Source organism: Massilia sp. METH4 (genome assembly GCF_037094685.1).
Classification (GTDB): Bacteria; Pseudomonadota; Gammaproteobacteria; order Burkholderiales; family Burkholderiaceae_D; genus Rugamonas.
This window is the reverse complement of the sequence record NZ_CP146614.1, coordinates 4,782,125-4,800,889: the sequence shown is the minus strand read 5'-3', so window position 1 is coordinate 4,800,889 and position 18,765 is coordinate 4,782,125. Positions and strand designations below refer to the sequence as shown.

17 protein-coding genes and 1 pseudogene are annotated in these 18,765 nt (G+C 67.4%); 8 read left to right on the top strand and 10 right to left on the bottom strand.

The features are described 5' to 3' along the window. Positions 1-5: 5 nt before the first annotated feature. Complete coding sequence (locus tag V6Z91_RS21160; RefSeq protein ID WP_338760760.1) at positions 6-2,204, bottom strand: TonB-dependent receptor; 2,199 nt, start codon at positions 2,202-2,204, stop codon at positions 6-8. 196 nt (positions 2,205-2,400) lie between these two features. Between V6Z91_RS21160 and asd the strand changes: the two genes are divergently transcribed. Further along, positions 2,401-3,249, top strand: a complete 849-nt coding sequence (gene asd / locus V6Z91_RS21155) for an archaetidylserine decarboxylase (RefSeq protein ID WP_338760758.1) — start codon at positions 2,401-2,403, stop codon at positions 3,247-3,249. A gap of 167 nt (positions 3,250-3,416) precedes the next feature. On the opposite strand, the gene V6Z91_RS21150 is transcribed toward asd, so the two are convergent. After that, positions 3,417-4,316, bottom strand: coding sequence for a LysR family transcriptional regulator (locus tag V6Z91_RS21150; protein ID WP_338760756.1), 900 nt, complete (start codon positions 4,314-4,316; stop codon positions 3,417-3,419). A 116-nt stretch (positions 4,317-4,432) separates the two neighbouring features. Here V6Z91_RS21150 and V6Z91_RS21145 point away from each other — a divergent pair, with 116 nt between their 5' ends. From V6Z91_RS21145 to V6Z91_RS21130, 4 genes are all read left to right on the top strand, one after another. Then, positions 4,433-5,029 carry an NAD(P)H-dependent oxidoreductase gene (locus V6Z91_RS21145; protein WP_338760754.1) on the top strand — a complete coding sequence of 199 codons (597 nt, stop codon included), beginning with the start codon at positions 4,433-4,435 and terminating at the stop codon, positions 5,027-5,029. A 31-nt stretch (positions 5,030-5,060) separates the two neighbouring features. After that, the gene (locus V6Z91_RS21140; RefSeq protein WP_338760752.1) at positions 5,061-5,945 is read left to right on the top strand and encodes a pirin family protein; all 885 of its coding nucleotides are present in this window, start codon (positions 5,061-5,063) and stop codon (positions 5,943-5,945) included. Positions 5,946-5,977: 32 nt separating this feature from the next. Beyond that, positions 5,978-6,442, top strand: coding sequence for a hypothetical protein (locus V6Z91_RS21135; protein ID WP_338760749.1), 465 nt, complete (start codon positions 5,978-5,980; stop codon positions 6,440-6,442). 275 nt (positions 6,443-6,717) lie between these two features. Continuing rightward, positions 6,718-7,368, top strand: a complete 651-nt coding sequence (locus V6Z91_RS21130) for a PEP-CTERM sorting domain-containing protein (RefSeq protein ID WP_338771982.1) — start codon at positions 6,718-6,720, stop codon at positions 7,366-7,368. Between the two features lie 55 nt (positions 7,369-7,423). Here V6Z91_RS21130 and V6Z91_RS21125 read toward each other — a convergent pair whose 3' ends face one another. Continuing rightward, a complete protein-coding gene (locus V6Z91_RS21125; RefSeq protein WP_338760746.1) occupies positions 7,424-8,551 on the bottom strand; it encodes an acyltransferase in 1,128 nt (375 codons plus the stop codon). Positions 8,552-8,703: 152 nt separating this feature from the next. Between V6Z91_RS21125 and V6Z91_RS21120 the strand changes: the two genes are divergently transcribed. Continuing rightward, positions 8,704-9,657 carry a succinylglutamate desuccinylase/aspartoacylase family protein gene (locus tag V6Z91_RS21120; protein ID WP_338760743.1) on the top strand — a complete coding sequence of 318 codons (954 nt, stop codon included), beginning with the start codon at positions 8,704-8,706 and terminating at the stop codon, positions 9,655-9,657. Between the two features lie 313 nt (positions 9,658-9,970). On the opposite strand, the gene sugE is transcribed toward V6Z91_RS21120, so the two are convergent. Beyond that, on the bottom strand, positions 9,971-10,291 hold the full coding sequence (sugE, locus tag V6Z91_RS21115; RefSeq protein WP_338760740.1) for a quaternary ammonium compound efflux SMR transporter SugE: 321 nt from the start codon (positions 10,289-10,291) through the stop codon (positions 9,971-9,973). 253 nt (positions 10,292-10,544) lie between these two features. On the opposite strand from sugE, the gene V6Z91_RS21110 reads away from it, so the two are divergent. Together V6Z91_RS21110 and V6Z91_RS21105 are read left to right on the top strand one after the other, a co-directional pair. Next, the gene (locus V6Z91_RS21110; RefSeq protein ID WP_338760737.1) at positions 10,545-10,850 is read left to right on the top strand and encodes a helix-turn-helix transcriptional regulator; all 306 of its coding nucleotides are present in this window, start codon (positions 10,545-10,547) and stop codon (positions 10,848-10,850) included. Between the two features lie 30 nt (positions 10,851-10,880). Then, a complete protein-coding gene (locus tag V6Z91_RS21105; protein WP_338760734.1) occupies positions 10,881-11,936 on the top strand; it encodes an alkene reductase in 1,056 nt (351 codons plus the stop codon). Between the two features lie 73 nt (positions 11,937-12,009). Here the strand turns inward: V6Z91_RS21105 and V6Z91_RS21100 are convergent, their stop codons facing one another. The 6 genes and pseudogenes from V6Z91_RS21100 to V6Z91_RS21075 form a co-directional block, all read right to left on the bottom strand. Further along, positions 12,010-12,957: an MBL fold metallo-hydrolase gene (locus V6Z91_RS21100; protein ID WP_338760731.1), complete on the bottom strand. Its 948-nt coding sequence runs from the start codon at positions 12,955-12,957 to the stop codon at positions 12,010-12,012. Between the two features lie 121 nt (positions 12,958-13,078). After that, positions 13,079-14,695, bottom strand: coding sequence for a hypothetical protein (locus V6Z91_RS21095; protein ID WP_338760728.1), 1,617 nt, complete (start codon positions 14,693-14,695; stop codon positions 13,079-13,081). A 32-nt stretch (positions 14,696-14,727) separates the two neighbouring features. Next, complete coding sequence (locus V6Z91_RS21090; RefSeq protein ID WP_338760725.1) at positions 14,728-15,189, bottom strand: hypothetical protein; 462 nt, start codon at positions 15,187-15,189, stop codon at positions 14,728-14,730. Positions 15,190-15,202: 13 nt separating this feature from the next. Continuing rightward, positions 15,203-15,883, bottom strand: a complete 681-nt coding sequence (locus V6Z91_RS21085; RefSeq protein WP_338771979.1) for a C39 family peptidase — start codon at positions 15,881-15,883, stop codon at positions 15,203-15,205. 191 nt (positions 15,884-16,074) lie between these two features. Continuing rightward, a pseudogene (locus V6Z91_RS21080) lies at positions 16,075-16,290 on the bottom strand (hypothetical protein); the annotation flags it as partial. Positions 16,291-16,662: 372 nt separating this feature from the next. Continuing rightward, positions 16,663-18,618 (bottom strand): hypothetical protein, encoded by a 1,956-nt coding sequence (locus V6Z91_RS21075; RefSeq protein WP_338760722.1) that lies wholly within the window; start codon positions 18,616-18,618, stop codon positions 16,663-16,665. Between the last annotated feature and the right edge of the window lie 147 nt (positions 18,619-18,765).

Sequence of the window (18,765 nt, the reverse complement as noted above, 5' to 3'; positions counted from 1 at the left end):
CCCGTTCAGAAGCGCATTTCGAGCGTGGCCCGGCCCTGGGTGTAGCCGGGGTAGCTGCTGGTGCGCCGCAATGTGCCGCTCTCGTCCGTATAGGCGGAATCGCCGACCGAATCCTGGCCCAGCAGGTTCGAGACGGCCAGGCGCAGCTGGTATTGCGGATTGAATTTCCACAGCGCGTACACGTCCAGGTCACGCCGCACGCTCTGGTAGCCCGTCTGGTTGAGGTCGATGCGCACCGGGCCGCCGTCGCGGAAGGCGAAGCTGGCCCCCGTCGTCAGCTTGCCGTCGCGCGAGCGGTAGTCGGCGCCGAACGTGGCCGACAGCGGCGTCTGCTGGTCCAGCCGGTTGTCCGGACCCGGCACCACGTCCACGCGCGACCAGTTACGCGCCACGCTGGCGCGCAGGTCCACGCCCGGCGCGTCGGCGAACACGGCCGCCAGCGGGAACTTGGCTTCCAGCTCGATGCTGCGGGTGACGGCGCTGCCGTCGTTGACCGGCGTGGCGATCCAGCGGCCGTTTTCGACGAATAATCCCTGCCGCGTATAACCGCTGATGCGCCGCATCGACGCGGCCGCCGACAGCAGCGCATTCTCGCCCCAGTAGTGCTCGTATGAGGCGTCGATGCCCGACGCCAGCTCCGGCTGCAGCTCCGGGTTGCCGCGGCGATCCGGCTCGGTCTGGCTGTTGTTGGTGGACGTGAAACGGCGCGGCACCAGGTTGTTCGCGGCGGGCGCCTTGAACGTGCGGGTCAAAGCCAGGCGCACCTGGTCGCGGCTGTCCGGCAGCTTGTACAGCGTTTGCGCCAGCGGACTCCACACGCTGTTGGTCTGGCTCACCGCGGCGAAGCTGTCGCCCTCGCTGGTGGTCTCGATGCCTTCCCAGCGCACGCCGGCATATACCGACCAGCGCGGCGTGAGGTTCCATTCATCCTGCGCATACAGGGCCAGCCGTGTCACCTTCGCTTCATAGCCCTCGTCGGAATCGGCGGCCACGTAGCCCGGCAAATCCGCCTCATCCTCGAGGCGCGAATCGTCGCGCCGGGTCACGCCCGCATCCCAGCCCATCGACAGCGCATGGTCTTCCAGCCACGGCGCCGAATACTTCCCCTGCGTCGAAAAGGCCTTCTCCGTCGTTTCGCTGAGCACGGTGACGTCGCGGCCCAGTGCGCCATCCCGGTAGTCGAACTCGTGCCAGGTGCCCTCGGAGCGCATGCCGCTGAGGCCGATTTTCGCGTCCAGCTTGCCGCCCTCGCCCAGGCGCTTCACCCAGTTCAGGTCGGTGCGCGCGTACAGGCTGCGGTTGCTGTTGACCATGTCGCGCACGTCGAAGCGGGGCCGGGCGCCCAGTTCGGTGTCGATTTCCTGGTAGCCATGATAGCGGTTGCGGTTGAAGTTGACGAAGGACTGCGAGGTGAGCGTATCGCCGCCTTCCAGGTTCCAGTTGACGCGCGGCGCGAGGTTCACGCCCTCCCAGCGGCCGCCATCCTGCTGGCGGGTGTGCCGCACCAGCGCCAGCTGCCCGGCCGGGTCGACCAGGGTTTCCTCGACGGGCGAAGCGCGGTCATACGTGCCGCGCCAGAAGTTGCCGCTCAGGGAGTACGACATGGCTCCATGCTTGTCGGACAGTTGCAGGCTGCCGCTCGGACTGTTCTGGTCGGCGCTCTTGGCCGCGCTGAGCTTCAATTCGCGCTGCGCCGTCTTCACGGCGCGCTTGAGCACGATATTGATGGTGCCGGCGATCGATTGCGTGGAAAACTCGGCGCTGGCCGCGCGCACGATCTCGATGCGCTCGATGACGTCTGGCGACAGCGTGTCGATCGAGAAGCCGGCCGGCGCCCGTTCCCCGTTCAGCAGAATCTGCGTATAGCCGCTGCCGAGGCCGCGCATGCGGATATCGCTGCCGCCGCGGCCGGAACCGCCCACCGTCACGCCCGGCACGCGCTTGAACACATCGGTGATCGACGTGTCGCCATAGCGCTTGATCTCCTCGTCGGACACGACGATCTTGCTGGCCGTATCGTCGCGGCGCGGATCATAGGCTGCCGTGGAACCCTTGATTTCCACCTTCTGCACCGGCTCCGCCTGCGCCGCCGCCGGCTGTTGGGGCAATTCGGGCTGGGTTTGCACGGTGGCGGCATGGGCCGGCAGCGAAGCGACAACGGCAGCCGTCAGCACGGCCAGCTTGAAAGGATGAACGGAGCGCATGGGGAAACGGTCAATGGACGAGAAAATAGGGAATAATGGCGGGATAAGGGTTCGTGGTAGCGCTATTTTGCCGGAGTTTCTCGCGCACGTGTTACGCATGTGTTAACTCGCAAGAAAGATTGCCAGGTTTGCCGCGCCATCGCCTTGCCGTGCGCGGCTATAATGCGCGCTTGAACATCTCTGGAATTTCGCTATCGTGTCCGACCGCCTCGCCGTCCTGCCTCAATACCTGCTCCCGAAGGGGGCGCTGACCAATTTCGCCGGCCGCGTGGCGGGTGCGAAAGGCGGCGCGATGACGACGCGGTTGATACGCTGGTTCGTCGGCAAGTACAACGTCAACATGGACGAAGCCGAGAACCCCGATATCGCGAGCTACCACAGCTTCAACGAATTCTTTACCCGTGCCCTGAAACCCGGCGTGCGCCAGATTGCCGATACGCCCTATGTGTGCCCGGTGGACGGCCGCATCAGCCAGTTCGGCGCGATCGAGGACGACCAGATCTTCCAGGCCAAGGGCCACAGCTTCACGACGACTGCGCTGGTGGGCGGCGACCGCGCGCTGGCCGACCTGTTCCAGCACGGCAGCTTCGCCAACCTGTACCTGTCGCCGCGCGACTATCATCGCATCCACATGCCCTGCGACGGCAAGCTGACGCGCATGATCTACATTCCCGGCAGCCTGTTCTCCGTGAACCCGACGACGGCGCGCGGCATCCCCGGCCTGTTCGCGCGCAATGAACGCGTCGTGTGCGTATTCGACACGGCCCATGGCCCGTTCGTGATGACGCTGGTGGGCGCCACGATCGTCGGGAGCATGGCGACCGTCTGGCACGGCGTGGTCAACCCACCGCGGCAGCCCAAGATCTGCGAATGGACTTACCTGGACCAGCACATCATGCTGAAAAAGGGCGAAGAACTGGGCCGCTTCCTGCTCGGCTCCACCGTCGTCATGCTGTTCCCGAAAGACACCCTCGCCTTCAACCCCGCCTGGCAACCCGCCGGCGCCGTCCGGCTCGGCGAGCCGATGGCCGCGCTCCACGGCTGAACCACCCCCGAACCAAAAACCGGTGACAGGCACCAGTCTTTTTGCAACATTTCCCGAGACCCGGTGACAGGCACCGGGCTTTTTGCAACATTTCTCAAAACCGGGTGACAGGCACCGGACTTTTTGCAACTTCTCTCGACACGGTGCCTGTCACCGGTTTTTTCTTGTCACCGGTTCTCGCTGTAGTGCGCTTCGAGCATGTCGAGAAACACGCGGGTTTTCGCGGGCATCAGCCGGCGGCCGGGGAAGACGGCCCAGCCGGTGACGGATGGGAAGCTCCAGTCAGGAAGCACCTTGACCAGGGTGCCGGCGGCGACGAGCGGCGCGGCGTAGCGGTCGGTGCAGCTGGCGATGCCGGCGCCGGCGGCAGCCAGCCGCGCCAGCAATTCCGGTGAGTTGCCCGTCATCCGCACGGGTACCTCGCGCTCCCACTGCATCTTTCCGCGCAACAGCTTCCATGGCGCCAGGCCGGCCGCCGTGCGGGACAGGCCCAGCAGGTCGTGCCTGAACAGCTCGTCCGGATGCGACGGCAGGCCGCGCAGCACCGTGTACGAGGGCGACGCGTACAGCGCCCACGTGCTGAGCACCACCGGCCTGGCCGCCAGCGTGGCGTCGTCCGGCAGCGCGCCCATCCGCACCGCCAGGTCGAAGCCTTCGGCCAGCAGGTCCACCCGCCGCGGCGACAGGTCGAATTGCAGCGAGATCGCCGGATAGCGCGCCATGAAACCCGGCAGCAGGCTGCCCATCACCTCATTGGCGAAATCGGCCGGCATCGACACCTTCAGCAAGCCCCTGGGCGCTCCCTGCCGGTGCTGCGCCAGCGCGCCCGCCGCTTCCGTTTCCTCCGCGACCTTGCGTGCATGCTCGAGCAGGCTGGCGCCGAATTCCGTCAACACGAGGCGGCGCGTGGTCCTCTGCAGCAGCCGTTCGCCCAGCCGCGCCTCCAGCAGCGACAGGCGGCGCGAGACCGTCGACTTCGGCAGCTGCGTCCGCTCGGCCGCCTGGCTGAAGCTGCCCGTTTCGACAATGCGCGCGAACAGCAGCAAGTCGGCCGGATCGAGTTCCATGATTGTTCCACTGGTGGATGAATGTTATCCATTTTACCGTCTTTATCGCCATGAATGGAACGCGTAAAGTTCACCCATCGCAACACGCAAACCGACAATTCGACAAGGAGCACACCATGAACATCCTGCAGATCAATTCCAGCGCCCGCAGCACCGGTTCCGAATCCACCCGCCTGGCCGACGCGATCGTCGCGAAGCTGAACGCGGACGGCAAGGCTACCGTGGTGCGCCGCGACCTGGCCGCCGAGCCCCACCCCGTGCTGGACGAAGCCGCGCTGCAAGCGCTGTTCACGCCGGCCGACCAGCGTACGCCCGAGCAAGCGGCCCGCGTGGCGCTCGACGATGCATTGATCGCCCAGGCCCAGGCGGCGGACGTGATCGTGATCGGCGCGCCGATGTACAACTTCGGCATCACGGTGCAGCTGAAAAGCTGGTTCGACGCGATCGCCCGCGCCGGCGTCACGTTCAAGTACGGCCCCACCGGCCCCGTCGGCCTGTTGACGGGCAAGAAGGTGTACGTGGCGGTGACCCGCGGCGGCCTGCACAAGGACGCGCCCACCGACACCCAGCTGCCGCACCTGAAGGCGTTCCTGTCCTTCGTGGGCCTGACCGATGTACAGTTCGTGTTTTCCGAGGGCCATGGCCTGGGCGCCGACGCGGTCGCCCGCGCCCGCGCCGCGGCGGAAGAGCAGATCAACGCCGTGATCGCCTGATCGACCACCCTACCAGCACCAGGAGAATGCCATGAGCAATACCGTAGAGACCGTCACCCGCCCGCGCACCGTGGAGCGCGTGATCCAGGGCCAGGCCGTGATGGATGGCGCCGGCGTGAAGATCAACCGCGTGCTCACGCAGCCGCTGCAGCGCCGCCTCGATCCCTTCCTGATGCTGGACAATTTCGGTTCCGAAGAAGCCAGCGATTACCTCGCCGGCTTCCCGGACCACCCCCATCGCGGCTTCGAGACGGTGACGTACATGCTCACCGGCCGCATGCGCCACCGGGACAGCGCCGGCAACGAAGGCTTGCTGGAGAATGGCGGCGTGCAATGGATGACGGCCGGCCGCGGCGTGATCCACTCCGAGATGCCGGAACAGGAAGAAGGCTTGATGGAGGGCTTCCAGCTATGGCTGAACCTGCCGGCGAAGGACAAGCTGATGAAGCCCTGGTACAAGGATTTCAAGGCGGCCGAGATTCCCTCGTTCACCACGGCCGAAGGCGCCACCGTGCGGGTGATCGCCGGCGCCAGCCACGGCGTGGCGGGCGCGGTGCAGCGCGACGTGACCGAACCGCTGTACCTCGACGTGGAGCTGCCCGCCGGCGTCACGCTCAGCCAGGCGCTGGCGACCGGCCACAATGCCTTCCTGTACCCGTATCGCGGCAGCGTGACGGTGGGCGGCAAGGCGGTGGCGGAACGCAGCATGGCGATCCTGGCCAATGACGCGGCGGCCGACGGCGTTACCGTCACGGCGCAGGAGGCGGCGCGCTTCACCCTGATCGCCGGCCGCCCCCTGAACGAGCCGATCGCCCAGTACGGCCCGTTCGTGATGAACACGCAGCAGGAAATCCACCAGGCGGTGGAAGACTTCCGCGCCGGCCGCCTGGGCGAGGAGGCCCACGGCCGGGCCTGATGAAAGGGCCGTGGCCGCGCTAGAATAAGCGCATGACCACCCTGATTGATCTGTTCAAACGGCTGAGCCGGGCCCTGGGGCTCGACACGGCCGATTCCTTCCCGCCCGGCCACGTCCATGCGCGCACGCGCTGGAACGCGGCCTATTTCGACATCGCCTCCGACGTCAAGCCCGACGAGATGGAGCGCCGCATCTGCGAGGCGATCGCCAATACGCCCCTCGTCTTCGCCCACATCACCAATCCCACGCCGCGCATGCAGCGCGCGCTGTTCGGCGTGCTCGAACAGCGCCTGCGCCTCGACCACCAGCGCGAGGCGGCGCAACTGGCCGCGCTGCTGATCGGCGCCTACCGCAGCCCGCGTATCGTGGAAGCGATGCCGGGGCTGAAAGCCGTCATCGCCGCCACCGAGCATGACGAAGCGCCCGCCCGCATCCGCGCCGTGCTCGACTTCATGGCCGGGCGCGACGCGCCATTCGACGTGATCGACATGCGCTGACTGCGACCCTGCGCGACATTCCGTTTGAAAGTTGGCGGGGCGTGGACTACAGTTGAATCAACACAGCCGTATGGCGTGTTGGCCTTTCGACCGGGCATACCTTCGTGAAGGTTAATGCAAATGGCAAGCCGCACGATTCAGGATCGACAATTAATTTATTTTTAATGTTTTATTGCTAGGCGATCTCGGCGGTATTACATTTGCAGGAGTTCCACGCTGAACTACATACACCTGAAGTCTTCCTAACAACCGTTTCTGGAGCTTATATCGTGCGTATGTCCCTCTCTGCGAAAACCGCCCTCGCCACCGCTGTCCTGCTGCTGTCCGCCACTGCCGCGCAGGCCGAGATCACCGTCTATACCAGCCAGTCTTCCTACCTGTCCGCGGTCGGCACTACCGGCGTGGATACCTTCGACGACCTGGAGATCGATGAGTATGAAGGCCCCCTCACGCGCACCGCCGGGGATTATTCGTACGAACTGAGCACCGCCCCCGACGCCGAATCGGCGGGGCTGTGGGGCGCGAGCGACGACGATGTCGACTTCTGGGTGACTCCCGCCTGGAGTGGGGACGGCCTCGTGTTCGCGCTGAACGGCCAGGTCGCGGGCGCCGGCGGGTTCTTCTTCGGGTCCGACCTGTCGGGCTTTTCCACGCCGCTCGAATCGATCACCCTCACGGCAACGGACAGCACGGGTGCCACGCTGACCTACACGGTCGAGGCGCCGGAAGTGAACTCGTTCGTTGGCTTCGTCACGGACAGCAGGCTCACCTCGCTGACGGTGCAGTCGGGCGACGTGGACGTCTGGACCACGGCAAACGACTTGCACATTTCCGCGGCGGTACCCGAACCGGAAACCTTCGGCATGCTGCTGGCCGGCCTGGGCCTGCTGGGCTACGCCGCGCGCCGCAAGCAGCGCAAGGCGTGACGCCACCGCGCTGATGCGCCGGCGGGGATAGCCACGCCCGGCTTCCCTGCTTCCTTCAAGCCGACGCGGCCGCAGGCGCCGGCTGGCGCGCGGCGGCCGGCACATAGCGCTCCCGCAGCAGCATGAATGGCGTTTCGACCAGCTTGAACAGCAGCCAGCCGGCCAGCGCGCTGGCTGCCGCAAGAATCGCGATACCGACCGGCCCGGCCGGGTCGATACCGGCCGGCCGCAGCGCCTTTGCCAACACCACGCAAAGTTGCTTGTGCGTCAGGTAGATCGCGTACGACCATATGGCCACGCTGCCGGCACCTGGAATGCGCACCCGGGCGAGCAGCGAGCCAGGGCTCAGCGCCGCCAGGACCAGCAGCGCGAAGCCCAGCGCCAGCAAGGGATAGCCGAACACGGTGACGGCGTGGCCGAAGTGGTCGTCCAGGAACAGCTTCCATGCCACGGCCGTGACGAGGATGCCGGCGGCCAGCGTCCAATTGCCGAAAGCGGTAATGCGCCCCCACAGCGGCGCGTGGCATTGCCGCACCATCGCCAGCGCAACACCGGCCAGCAATTCGTCGAAGCGGCACAGGGTGGCGTAGTACACCTCCGTATAGAACGCGCCATTACCCCAGGCTGGCGGTCGGGCCTCCTGCCAGCCCAGTTCGCGGAACCACATGCCGGCAACCACGCCGCCCGCCAGCAACAGCCAGCCCAGCGCCACGGGGCGCCGGCAGCGTACGATGGCCAGCGCCGCCAGCGGCAGCGCGAAATAGAACTGCTCTTCCACGCACAGCGACCAGGAATGGGAAAACCGCGTGCCGGGCACCAGGTCGAAGTTCAGCGTGAACGTGAGGTATTGCCACCAGGGGGCATGGCGCGTGCCATCGATGAACGGCGGCCAGAACGCATACAGGGCCAGCACCACATAATAGTTGGGCAGCGTGCGCAGGAGCCGCCGTGCCGCAAACTTTCCTGGCGAGAACGCGCCGGCGCGCAGGGCTGCCAGGATCTGATTGCCGATCAGGTAGCCGGACAGCGTGAAGAACAGGTCGACGCCCGTCCAGCCGACCTTGCTGACGAAGCCGAACGTGTCCTCGTGCGTGACGAAGCTCATGTAATGGTTGGCGAACACCAGCACGATCGCGAGGGCGCGCAGCGTGTCCAGGCCGTCCAGGCGGGGGGAGGATGACATGGCCGGCATTGTACCGCCCGCGCGCCGCCGGGCAGGGCCAGGCGCGGGGAACGTCCCCTTCGATCATTGTGCTGTTGAGACCCTGAAGCAACGCCTGCCCTGCGCGAACTTTCGCCGGCTACAATGGCGGCATCTCTCGACCGAGGACCCGCATGAGCCGCGCACCGCACTTTCGTTCCATCCAGTACACGGGCCAGGGCCCCGGGCCCCGCGTCGTGATCATGGGCGCCGTGCACGGCAATGAAACGGCCGGCACGCAGGCCATCGGCCGCGTAATGGCCCAGCTCGACAGCGGCGAACTCGCCATCGTGAACGGCAGCGTCACCTTCGTGCCCGTCGCTAACCCGCTGGCTTACGCGAAGGGCGAGCGGGCTGGCGAACGCAACCTGAACCGCAGCCTGTTTCCGAAACCCCATCCCCAGGATTTCGAGGACCGCGTCGCCAATTGGCTATGCCCTCTGCTGGCAGCCCATGACGTGCTGCTGGACCTGCATTCGTTCAACTCGCCCGGCGAACCATTCGTGATGGTGGGCCCGCGCGACAACGACGGCCCGCTGGAACCTTTCCGCCATGAACGGGAAGAACGGGCGCTGGCCCGCGTGCTGGGCGTGCGCCGGTTCGTCGATGGCTGGCTGCGTACCTATGGTGCCGGCGTGCAGCGCCGCCTGCGCGACGATGCGCAACTGGACACGGTGCTGCGCTACGGCGTCGGCACGACCGAATTCATGCGCACGACGGGCGGCTATGCGTTGACGCTGGAATGCGGCCAGCACGACGACCCGCGGGCGCCCGACGTGGCGTGGCGCGCCATCATGAACACGCTGGCGCACCTGGGCTGCATCGATGCGCCGCGTCCGGAACCGATCGCGCGCGACCGCATGGAAATTCTGTCGATGTGCGAGGTGCACGACAAGGCCGACGATGCGGATGCCTTCAGCCGGCCCTGGTCCAGTTTCGACCGCGTGCGGCAAGGCGAGGAAATCGGCCGCCGGGCCGACGGCACCCCCGTGCTGGCCGAGACGGACGGGGTGATCCTGTTCCCGGACAGCGGGGCGAAGGCCAACCACGAGTGGTATTACCTGGCGCGGGTGAACTCGGAATTCTAGTGTGGTGAGTCAGAAATTCGTTGATTATAAATTTGACGAAATCGTCTCAAGAGCCGAGGCACTGCGTCGGCGCTGGAAATGCACGGTAAGGCCGGGGCCTTTCCGTGCATTTTCAACGCAGTATTGGGGCGATTTTCGTCGGATTTATTCATCGAATTTTTGACTCGCCACACTAGGCAGGCTTCCGGGCAACGCGTCCCTGCCGCAGCGCGCGCCGGTCGCCATGCCCGACCGCGCGGCCCGCTGCGCCACCTGCGGCGACATCGCGGGCGGTGCACCGCCAGGCCACGGTGACGTGCGGCGGGCCCGTCGCTTATTGCGGCGACAGCAGCTTCAGGCCGAGAATGCCCGACACGATGAGGGCGATGCACACGAGCCGTGCAGCCTCGGAGGGCTCGCCCAGCACCGCGATGCCGTAGATGGCCGTGCCCACGGTGCCGATGCCGGTCCATACGGCATACGCCGTGCCCAGCGGCAGGTCACGCAGGGCCAGGCCCAGCAGCCCCACGCTGCCGGCCATCGCGGCCAGCGTCAGCACGCTCGGTACGAGCTTGGTAAATCCGGCGGTGTACTTGAGGCCGACGGCCCAGCCGACCTCGAGCAGGCCAGCCACGAACAGGACGATCCAGGACATGCATTCTCCAGAGCTTGGTAAGGGAGGGTCGTCCCACCGATGAAGAAACCCGCCACCGCCGGCAGTGCATGAACGGGGGTGGAAAGGGGTCGTCCCCTCAGGCAGGCCTGGAGTATATCATTTCGTTTTTTATATTGCAGTCGGGCATCCCGCCCTCCCCGTTTTGCACGCTTCCTGCAAGGGTTGAACTTATATCGTAAAATCCCGATATGCGTATCGGATTCAAACGATATATGCATCGAGAAATACAGATATGACGGACATCGACATCGACGCCATCCACAAGGCACTGGCCAATCCGGTTCGCCGCGACATCCTCGCGTGGCTGAAGGAACCGGAAGCGCACTTTGCCGACCAGCTCCACCCGCTCAGCCTGGGCGTGTGCGCGAGCATGATCGACACGCGCTGCGGCCTGTCGCAATCGACGGTGTCGGGCCACCTGGCGATCCTGCAAAAGGCGGGACTCGTCACGGTGACGCGGCTGGGACAATGGAATATGTTCAAGCGCAACGAAGAAGTCATCGCTGCTTTCCTCGATCACATCAACACCGGCCTGTGATTGCCAGGCCCTTACATGACAGGAAACGATATGACCACTCTGTTCGACCCCATCACGATCGGCGACCTGACGCTGAAAAACCGCGTCGTCATGGCGCCACTGACCCGTGCCCGTGCCGTGGGCGAAGGCCGCGTTCCCAATGCCTTGATGGCCGAGTACTATGCGCAGCGCGCCAGCGCCGGCCTGATCCTGTCGGAAGCGACGTCGGTCACGCCGCAGGGAGTGGGTTATGAAAACACGCCGGGCATCTGGTCCGACGAGCAGGTGGCGGGCTGGAAGCTCGTCACCGAGGCCGTGCACGCGAAAGGCGGCAAGATCTTCCTGCAACTGTGGCACGTGGGCCGCATCTCGGACCCGAGCCTCCTGAACGGCGAGGCACCAGTGGCACCGAGCGCCATCGCGCCGGCCGGCCATGTCAGCCTGCTGCGTCCGATGCGCCCCTACGTGGTACCGCGCGCGCTCGAGACGGACGAAATCCTGGGCGTGATCGCCGCGTATCGCCTGGGTGCGGAAAACGCGAAGAAAGCAGGCTTCGATGGCGTGGAGATTCATGGCGCCAACGGTTACCTGCTCGACCAGTTCCTGCAGGACAGCACGAACCAGCGTACCGATGCCTACGGCGGCCCGGTCGAGAACCGCGCCCGCCTGCTGCTGGAAGCGACCGATGCCGCGATCGACGTCTGGGGGGCCGACCGCGTGGGCGTGCACCTGGCGCCGCGCCGCGACAGCCACGACATGGGCGACTCGAATCCGGCCGGCACGTTCGGTTACGTGGCGCGCGAACTGGGCAAGCGCAAGATCGCATTCATCTGCGCGCGCGAAGCGGTCGGGGAAGACAGCCTGGGGCCGCTGCTGAAGAAGGAATTCGGCGGGGTGTACATCGCCAACGAGAAATTCAGTCTGGAAGCCGCCCAGGAAGTGCTGAACAACGGCACGGCCGACGCGATCGCCTGGGGCAAGGACTTCATCGCCAACCCCGACCTGCCGGAACGCCTGCGCACGGGCGCCCCGCTGAACCCGCAGCGCCCGGAGCTGTTCTACGCGCCGGGCCCGGAGGGTTACATCGACTACCCGGCGCTCGCCTGAGCGCACCAGGGAAGACGCGCGTGACCGACAGCACTTCCGATCGAAAGGCTGCCGGCCAAGGGCTCTTCCCGGCTCAGCGCGGCACGGTGTAGTTCACCGGCACGAATTCATAGCCCTTGCCGGCGCTGCGCAAATGCCCCATGCCCGGGAAAGGCAAGTGGGCGGCGCCGATCAGGTATCCGCCCTTCGCGGCGTCGGCGAACGCCGCCTTACGCGAGGCCAGCGCGGCCTTCGTGTCGCTGTCGAAGGCGATCGTGACCGACGGGTCGTCGAACTGGATGAACTTGGCGTGCATGACGTCGCCGATCAGCACCAGCTTCTCGCCGCGGCTTTCCACCACATAACTCGTATGCCCCGGCGTGTGGCCGTAGCTGGACGTGGCACGGATGCCCGGCACCAGTTCCGTATTGCCTTCGAAGGGCTTGAAGCGGTTGGCACCGGCATAGGCGGCCAGCGCGCCCTGGGCGTTCTCGAAATACGCCTTCTTGTCCGCCGGTGCCGCTTCCCCCTTTTCCTTGCTCAGCCAGAAATCCGCGTCGTGCTTGTCGGCGCGCACCACGGCGTTGGGGAACGCCGCCTTGTCCGCACTGCCCAGGCCGCCGATATGGTCGGGGTGCAAGTGCGTGATATAGATTTCGTCCACCTGTTCCGGCTGGTACCCGGCCGCCTTCAGGCTTGCCAGCAGCTTGCCCAGGGTCGGGCCGAACAGGCCGCCGGCGCCGGTGTCCACCAGTACCAGCTTGCTTCCCGTATTGATCAGGAAGGTGTTAACCGACGTTTCCACCGGCGCCTTCAGAAAATGCTTCGCCAGCGCGCCTTGCAGCCTGGCCGGTTTTTCATTGAGCAGCTTGTCCATCGGCAGGTCGACCGTGCCATCGGACAGTACCGTGACTTCGAAGTCGCCTACCATCGTGCGATAAAAGCCGGGCGCCTGCGTCTTCACCATGGGGGCGGCGGCAAAGGTGGTGCCGGCAGCGGCGAGCAGCGCGGCGGCAAACAGCGAGCGGGAGAGCTGGTTCATATCGATGATGTTCTTATATGTTACGGGACCGCCAGATTACTCCAAACGCGGCTTTCATGCTGGCATCCCCATCGTCAGGCAGGGAGTGCCATCCGACGATAGTCGGATCTGGACAGTCATTTCAAAACGTTACCGGTACGCGCACCGACAGAGATACGTCCGGCGTATCGCGCGTCAGCCCGGCGCCGACGGTGACATTGACGGTGCGGCGGTTGTCCAGCCGATAGGAATAGCCCATCAGCAAGGTACCCAACTGCGCGCGCACCGATCCCGGTACGTTGACACCATTCTGCTTGGTGCGCCCCATCGAACTGTGGTCATAGCCGAAGCTGAGCGACGCCTTGTCGTTCAGGGCCAGGCCCATGCCGAAATTGAAGCCGATCACGGCACCCGGTGCCACCTCGCCCAGCGGTTCCGTCTCGCCGTTCACCACGCGGCGCGTGACATTGCTGCGCTTGAAGTTGTGCAGGTAGCTGATGCTGCCGAAGAAGATCGCCGGGTCGCTGGGGAACAGCCACGTGAGGCTGGGCTGCACGCCGTAGAAGCCGGAACCGGTGGGCAGGTCGAGCGGCAAGCCCGTGCCGGTGACGTTTTCGCCGACGCAGCGCCGCGTGCAATCGGTGACGACCTCGAACGGGTCGCGGCCCGTGCGTGTCTTGACGCGCAAGCCCGCCACGTAATACGGCTTGTCGATGCCACCCGCGTTCAACTGATGGCGCAGCGACAGTTCCACGTCGCCGATCGCCCGGCCGCTCGTCTCGAACACGCGCTCGACGGCTGTGCCCGTGAACAGCTCGCGGCTGACGGTGGAGTCGGACCGGTAGACATAGGGAACGCGCACCTCGACCTCGGTTCGGTTGGTCAGGCCGCGCCGCACCGCCAGCGACGCCGTGAACGTATTGCGCTTCACTTCGCGCACATCGATGAGGCCGATCAGCAGCGCCGGGATGATCGTGTAGCCGACCAGCGCCACGCGGTTGCTGGACGAATAGCCGAATTGGAAGGAAGGCTCCAGCACGGTACTGCCGCGCGCCGTCAGCACGCCGGGCGCCTCGAATAGCGGGGCCACCTCGGGCGGCCGGGCGTCGCGCGCCGGCGCCTGGCCGACCGCCGGCGCCGCGCCAGCGGGGCCAGTGTTCCCCGAGCCTTGCGGGGCGGGCTGCAGGGCAGCCGACTGTGCCTGCCGCTGCGCCTGCGCCTCGGGCTGCGGCGGTGCTTTCGGCTGGGATTGCGGATGGGCTTGCGACTGCGCTTGTAGCTGCGGCTGCGGCCGCGCCTGTGCTTGCGACTGCGCTTGCAACTGTCCTTGCAGCTGCGCTTGCGGCTGAGCTTGCGGCTGAGCTTGCGGCTGTCCTTGCAGTTGCGCTTGCGGCTGCGGCAGCGGCAGCGGCGGCTGCGGCTGCCCTTGCAGCGCGGGGCCGCCGCCGCGCATCGCCGCCAGCACCGCCGGGTGCAGCGGCCGCGGCATCGGCGCGCCGCCGCCTGCCGACGCCAGCTCCCACCCCTCGACGTCGGGCGCATGCGGCGTGCCCGCCTGCCGCATCGCCATCGTCTCGCGCAGTTCGCGCAACAAGGCGCTCTGCTCGGCCAGCTCCTGGCGTAAGCGGTGCAGTTCGGCGGACAGCTCCGCCACCGTGGGACCGTCGCCCGGCCGGGGCATCTGCTGCTGCGCCAGCGCGCTCAGCATGAACATGGACAGGCCGGCCGAACCGGCGCGCAAGCTCTGGGCGAACCGCATGCGTGACTCCTTCGATGGGTGGTGAATGCCGCTCAGCGCGGCCCGACGGCGCTCGACAGCGACTGGCGCAGGCTGTCGCCGAAATGCATGTCCTTCAGGATCGACAGGCTGTTCACCGTGGCCGCGATCGTCGTCTGGCCGCGGATCAGCTGGTCATTCGCGCTGTTCTGCAACAGCAGACCCGCCAGCGGTTGCGCCGCCTGTACCAACGCGGCGCCTTCGCCGATACGCGCCACCTGGAACGACGACAGCGCCGGGCCGTCGGTGGACAGTTGCCCGCTCGCGATGACATTGCCATTCAGGCTCAGCACCCGACCCACCGACAGCGACACGAGCAGCCCATTGCCGGTATCGAAGCCGCCCCTGGAGTCGTCCAGCACGCGCTCGGCGACCGGCACCCATCCAGCCGGTGCCTCCACCGCGCGCGCGGGAACCGCCAGCGCGATGCCTGCCGCCAGGCAGGCCGGGAACCACGGCAACCACGGCCTCTTCATCTCCCCTCTCCTTTCAGAAATCGCCTGCGTCGAATTTGGGCAGCGTCACGCGCTGCAGGCTGTCGCGCATCAGCGCTTCACCGGGCTGCATGCGCGGTGCGGCCGCCCAGTCGGATTTGTCATTGAAGCGCGGTTTCCCCGCATGGGCATGGATCACGAACAAGAGTTGGTTCAGCCAGATCGCTTCGAATGCGGCACGCGACAGTGCCCGCGTGCCGCCTGCCGGGTCGCCGAACAGCACGCGGCCATCCTGTATCCCTTTCACCACGACAAAATGGCGATAGCCGTGCTCGGAAACGAGCACGATCGCCGGGAACCCCGCCTTTGCGAGGTTCTCCAGTGGCTGCTGGAAACCGTCGGCGGTGAAACCATGCGCGGCCAGGAAACGCTTCATGTCCAGCAGGGAAAAACCTTCCTGCCGGATGCGCTGCTGGTCACCCCGGGCGAACATTTGGGCGAACGCCTGCTGCTCGCTTAGCGGATACCCGTAGTGGTGCGTCAGCAAGGTGGCCAGCGCCGCCGAACCGCAACTGAAGTCGTATTGCTGGCGCACCGTGGACAGGTAGCGCGCTTCCTTCAGGCTCGTGACGCGCAGCGAGACGGGGCCGCTACCGGCGAACGGCAGATCGGCCGCGGCCGCCGCGGCCGGCAACCATGGCAGCAACAACATCAGCGGCAATAGCAGCGGCCGCATCAGCGGCAATCGCAGCGGCCACATCAGCGGCAATAGCAGCCGCCACATCGGCGGCCACATCGGCAGGAACGGCACCAACCGGGCGCGCCGGAGGGAGGCGGTGCGTGCCGGCGATGGCGCGGGTGCCGGCGATGGCGCGCGCCCGTCGCGGCCCCGTCCTTTCCGCCGGGCGGGGTCGGCGAAGGCCGCTTTCATCGCACCTGCACATTGACGATGGTGGCGTTCTGGATCAGCACGTTGGCGCCCGAATTCTGGATCACCATCGGCAGGCCCGATGCATTGCTGAACGCTCCATCGGTGATCTGGTTCGTGCCGGTAACGACATTGACCGCCGTATTGCCGCCCACCGTGCCGCCCAGGCTCATGTCGCTCCATGGCGTCGCGGCGCCGCCGCGCAGCGCATCCAGGCTGGCATCGCCCAGCGCGCCCAGCGCGCCCGGCGTGCGGCCGGCGCCTTGCGCCAGCGCCGCGGGCAAGCGACGCACCGCCTCCGGCAGCGCCAGGGTTTCTGCCTCTACCGTGAACGGCGGCACCGCCCGCGCCGGCTCGGATCGTGCTGGAAATGCCGCGACCAGGCATGCGGCGCCCAGCAAGGGTAGCCAGCAGCCCCGGGTCCAGGTTGTCGGTGTTGCCCGCCGTTCCCTGCCGGGCCGGCTCGCCCATCGCCCGCTTCCTTCTGCTCGGATTCGTTTCATTCGATCGTGCATGTCGCCTCCATTCGACCACTTCGAAGACCAGGCGGACGGCCGGCCGCACCGGCCGCCCGCATGCACTGCCGCCTAGCGGCCGAGGTTCAGGTTCGCCTGGACGTTCACGCCCTGCTGCACGAGCGAGCTGATGCCGCTGTTCTGGCTGATCACGGAAATGCCCGCCGCCGATTGCGCCACGCCGCTCATCGTGTTGGACATATTGAAGGTGCCGGCATTGACCGTGTTGCTGCCACCGGCGCCACCCGTTCCGCCGGCACCGGCACCTCCCGTGCCCGCACCGGCGGTGGTTGCGCCGGTAGAGCCGCCCGCGCCACCCGAGCCCGCGCCACCGGCTCCACCAGCCCCGCCGTCACCGGCCGTGGCGTTGCCATTCGTTGCGCTGCCGCCCGTTCCCGCGCCGCCCGTACCCGCGCCTGCCGTTGCCGTGCCGCCCGTGCCGGCGCCGCCTGCCGCGCCGGCGCCGGCCGTGTTCGTTGCGTCACCGCTGGCGGCACCCGCACCGCCGGCCCCGCCTGCGGCACCGGCACCCGCCGTGCTGCTGCCGCTGCCGCCGGCCGCGCCATTGCCGCCCGCGCCCCCGGTGCCCGCCGCACCGGCACCGCTGCTCGTGCTGGCCGTTGCCCCCGCGCCGCCGGCACCGGACGTGTTGGTGCCGCCCGCCGCGCCGTTACCCGCCGTGTTGGTGCCGGCCGCGCCGGAGCCGCCCGCGCCGCCAGCGCCGCCGGCCGCACCGGCACCACCGGCCGCACCGGCACCGCCCGCGCCGCCCGTGGTCGTGCCCGCATTCGCCGTGCCGGCACCGGTGCTCGACGCACCACCGCTGCCGTCGCCGCCGCCGCCGGCACCTCCAGTCCCGGCTCCACCGCTGCCGGCGCCCGCCGTGGCCCCGCCCGCGTTGCCGTTGGCTGTCTGGTTACCCGTGCTGGGCGGCGGTTCGCCGGATGGCGTGCCGCTCGAGTTGGTACCGGTGGCGCCGCCCGTGGTGGCATAGCCGCCGGTGCCCGCGCCACCGCTGCCCATGCCGCCGGGGCCGTTGCCGCCGGTGCCATTGCCCGATGTCGACGTGCTGGTCACCACGGCGCCGCCGGAATGCGCATAGCCGCCGGCCGCACCGCCACCACCCGTGCCGCCGGCACCACCCACGCCGCCCAGGCCGCCGCTGCCGCCCGCACCGCCGCTTGCGGCGCCCGTGGCACCGCCATTGCCGCCGGCGCCGCCGGTTGCATTGCCGCTGCTGCCGCCGGCGCCACCGGTGGCCGCGCCGGCCAACCCACCGGCCCCGCCGTTACCGGTGCCACCCGCCGCGCCGGCGCCGCCCGCGCCACCATAGCCATCGGAGCTGGCGCCGCCGGCGCCGCCATAGCCGCCCGCGCCACCCGCGCCACCGGCACCCGTGGTGGCGCCCGAAGCGTAGCCGCCGCCCCCGCCGGCGCCACCGTTGACGGCGCCATTCGTGGCATTGCCTCCGTAGGCCTGGCCACCCGTGCCCGCCCCACCCGCGGCGTTGCCGATGGTGGCGACACCGCCGGCACCGCCGCTCGCGCCGGCCGCGCCGTTGCCGGCGCCGCCGGCACCTGCCGTGGCGGCACCATTGCCGCCGTTGCCAGCGCCGCCGACGCCGCCGGTGCCATTGGCGCCGTTGGCGCCACCGTTGTTGGTGGCGACATTACCGATGTTTTGCACGGTATTGCCGCTGACGGTGCCCGTCAGCGTGCTGTTCGCGGTGGCGGTCGAAGTATTGAAGGCGTTGTCGAGGTTGGCGGTGGCGGTGGCGCCGTTGTTGGCGGAAGCGGCGCCGGTGGCAAGGGCGCTCGCGTAGCCGGTGCTGTTGTTATTGTTGTTGGCCTGCGTGTTGTCACGGTTGGAGCTGGTGTCGCGGTAGCTGTTGTCGATGGTCGCCGTGGAACCGTCGTTGGCGTGGGCTCCCGCGCCGCTTTGCGTTACGGCCGACGCGGGGTCGGTCGCCTGGGCATACGCCCCGCCGCAGGCTAGCGTGATCGCCGTGGCAAGCATGGTTTTCTTCATTTGAATATCCTCGCTGAAAGGGTTGGGCCATCTGGGCTTGTCTATCGGGTCGACCCGATACGCGCGGGTTCGCCGCGCCAGCGACTTATCGCAAGCTTGGTGCCATGAGCCTGCGATCGTGCTAAATGGTTGAAATCGTTGGACTTC

What these genes read in the sequence shown, in the direction of transcription:
- V6Z91_RS21160 (WP_338760760.1), bottom strand. Translation starts at nt 2,204, where the DNA reads ATGCGCTCCGTTCATCCTTTCAAGCTGGCCGTGCTGACGGCTGCCGTT.
- V6Z91_RS21150 (WP_338760756.1), bottom strand. Translation starts at nt 4,316, where the DNA reads ATGGAACTCGATCCGGCCGACTTGCTGCTGTTCGCGCGCATTGTCGAA.
- V6Z91_RS21145 (WP_338760754.1), top strand. Translation starts at nt 4,433, where the DNA reads ATGAACATCCTGCAGATCAATTCCAGCGCCCGCAGCACCGGTTCCGAA.
- V6Z91_RS21140 (WP_338760752.1), top strand. Translation starts at nt 5,061, where the DNA reads ATGAGCAATACCGTAGAGACCGTCACCCGCCCGCGCACCGTGGAGCGC.
- V6Z91_RS21135 (WP_338760749.1), top strand. Translation starts at nt 5,978, where the DNA reads ATGACCACCCTGATTGATCTGTTCAAACGGCTGAGCCGGGCCCTGGGG.
- V6Z91_RS21130 (WP_338771982.1), top strand. Translation starts at nt 6,718, where the DNA reads ATGTCCCTCTCTGCGAAAACCGCCCTCGCCACCGCTGTCCTGCTGCTG.
- V6Z91_RS21125 (WP_338760746.1), bottom strand. Translation starts at nt 8,551, where the DNA reads ATGTCATCCTCCCCCCGCCTGGACGGCCTGGACACGCTGCGCGCCCTC.
- V6Z91_RS21120 (WP_338760743.1), top strand. Translation starts at nt 8,704, where the DNA reads ATGAGCCGCGCACCGCACTTTCGTTCCATCCAGTACACGGGCCAGGGC.
- sugE (WP_338760740.1), bottom strand. Translation starts at nt 10,291, where the DNA reads ATGTCCTGGATCGTCCTGTTCGTGGCTGGCCTGCTCGAGGTCGGCTGG.
- V6Z91_RS21110 (WP_338760737.1), top strand. Translation starts at nt 10,545, where the DNA reads ATGACGGACATCGACATCGACGCCATCCACAAGGCACTGGCCAATCCG.
- V6Z91_RS21105 (WP_338760734.1), top strand. Translation starts at nt 10,881, where the DNA reads ATGACCACTCTGTTCGACCCCATCACGATCGGCGACCTGACGCTGAAA.
- V6Z91_RS21100 (WP_338760731.1), bottom strand. Translation starts at nt 12,957, where the DNA reads ATGAACCAGCTCTCCCGCTCGCTGTTTGCCGCCGCGCTGCTCGCCGCT.
- V6Z91_RS21095 (WP_338760728.1), bottom strand. Translation starts at nt 14,695, where the DNA reads ATGCGGTTCGCCCAGAGCTTGCGCGCCGGTTCGGCCGGCCTGTCCATG.
- V6Z91_RS21090 (WP_338760725.1), bottom strand. Translation starts at nt 15,189, where the DNA reads ATGAAGAGGCCGTGGTTGCCGTGGTTCCCGGCCTGCCTGGCGGCAGGC.
- V6Z91_RS21085 (WP_338771979.1), bottom strand. Translation starts at nt 15,883, where the DNA reads ATGCGGCCGCTGCTATTGCCGCTGATGTTGTTGCTGCCATGGTTGCCG.
- V6Z91_RS21075 (WP_338760722.1), bottom strand. Translation starts at nt 18,618, where the DNA reads ATGAAGAAAACCATGCTTGCCACGGCGATCACGCTAGCCTGCGGCGGG.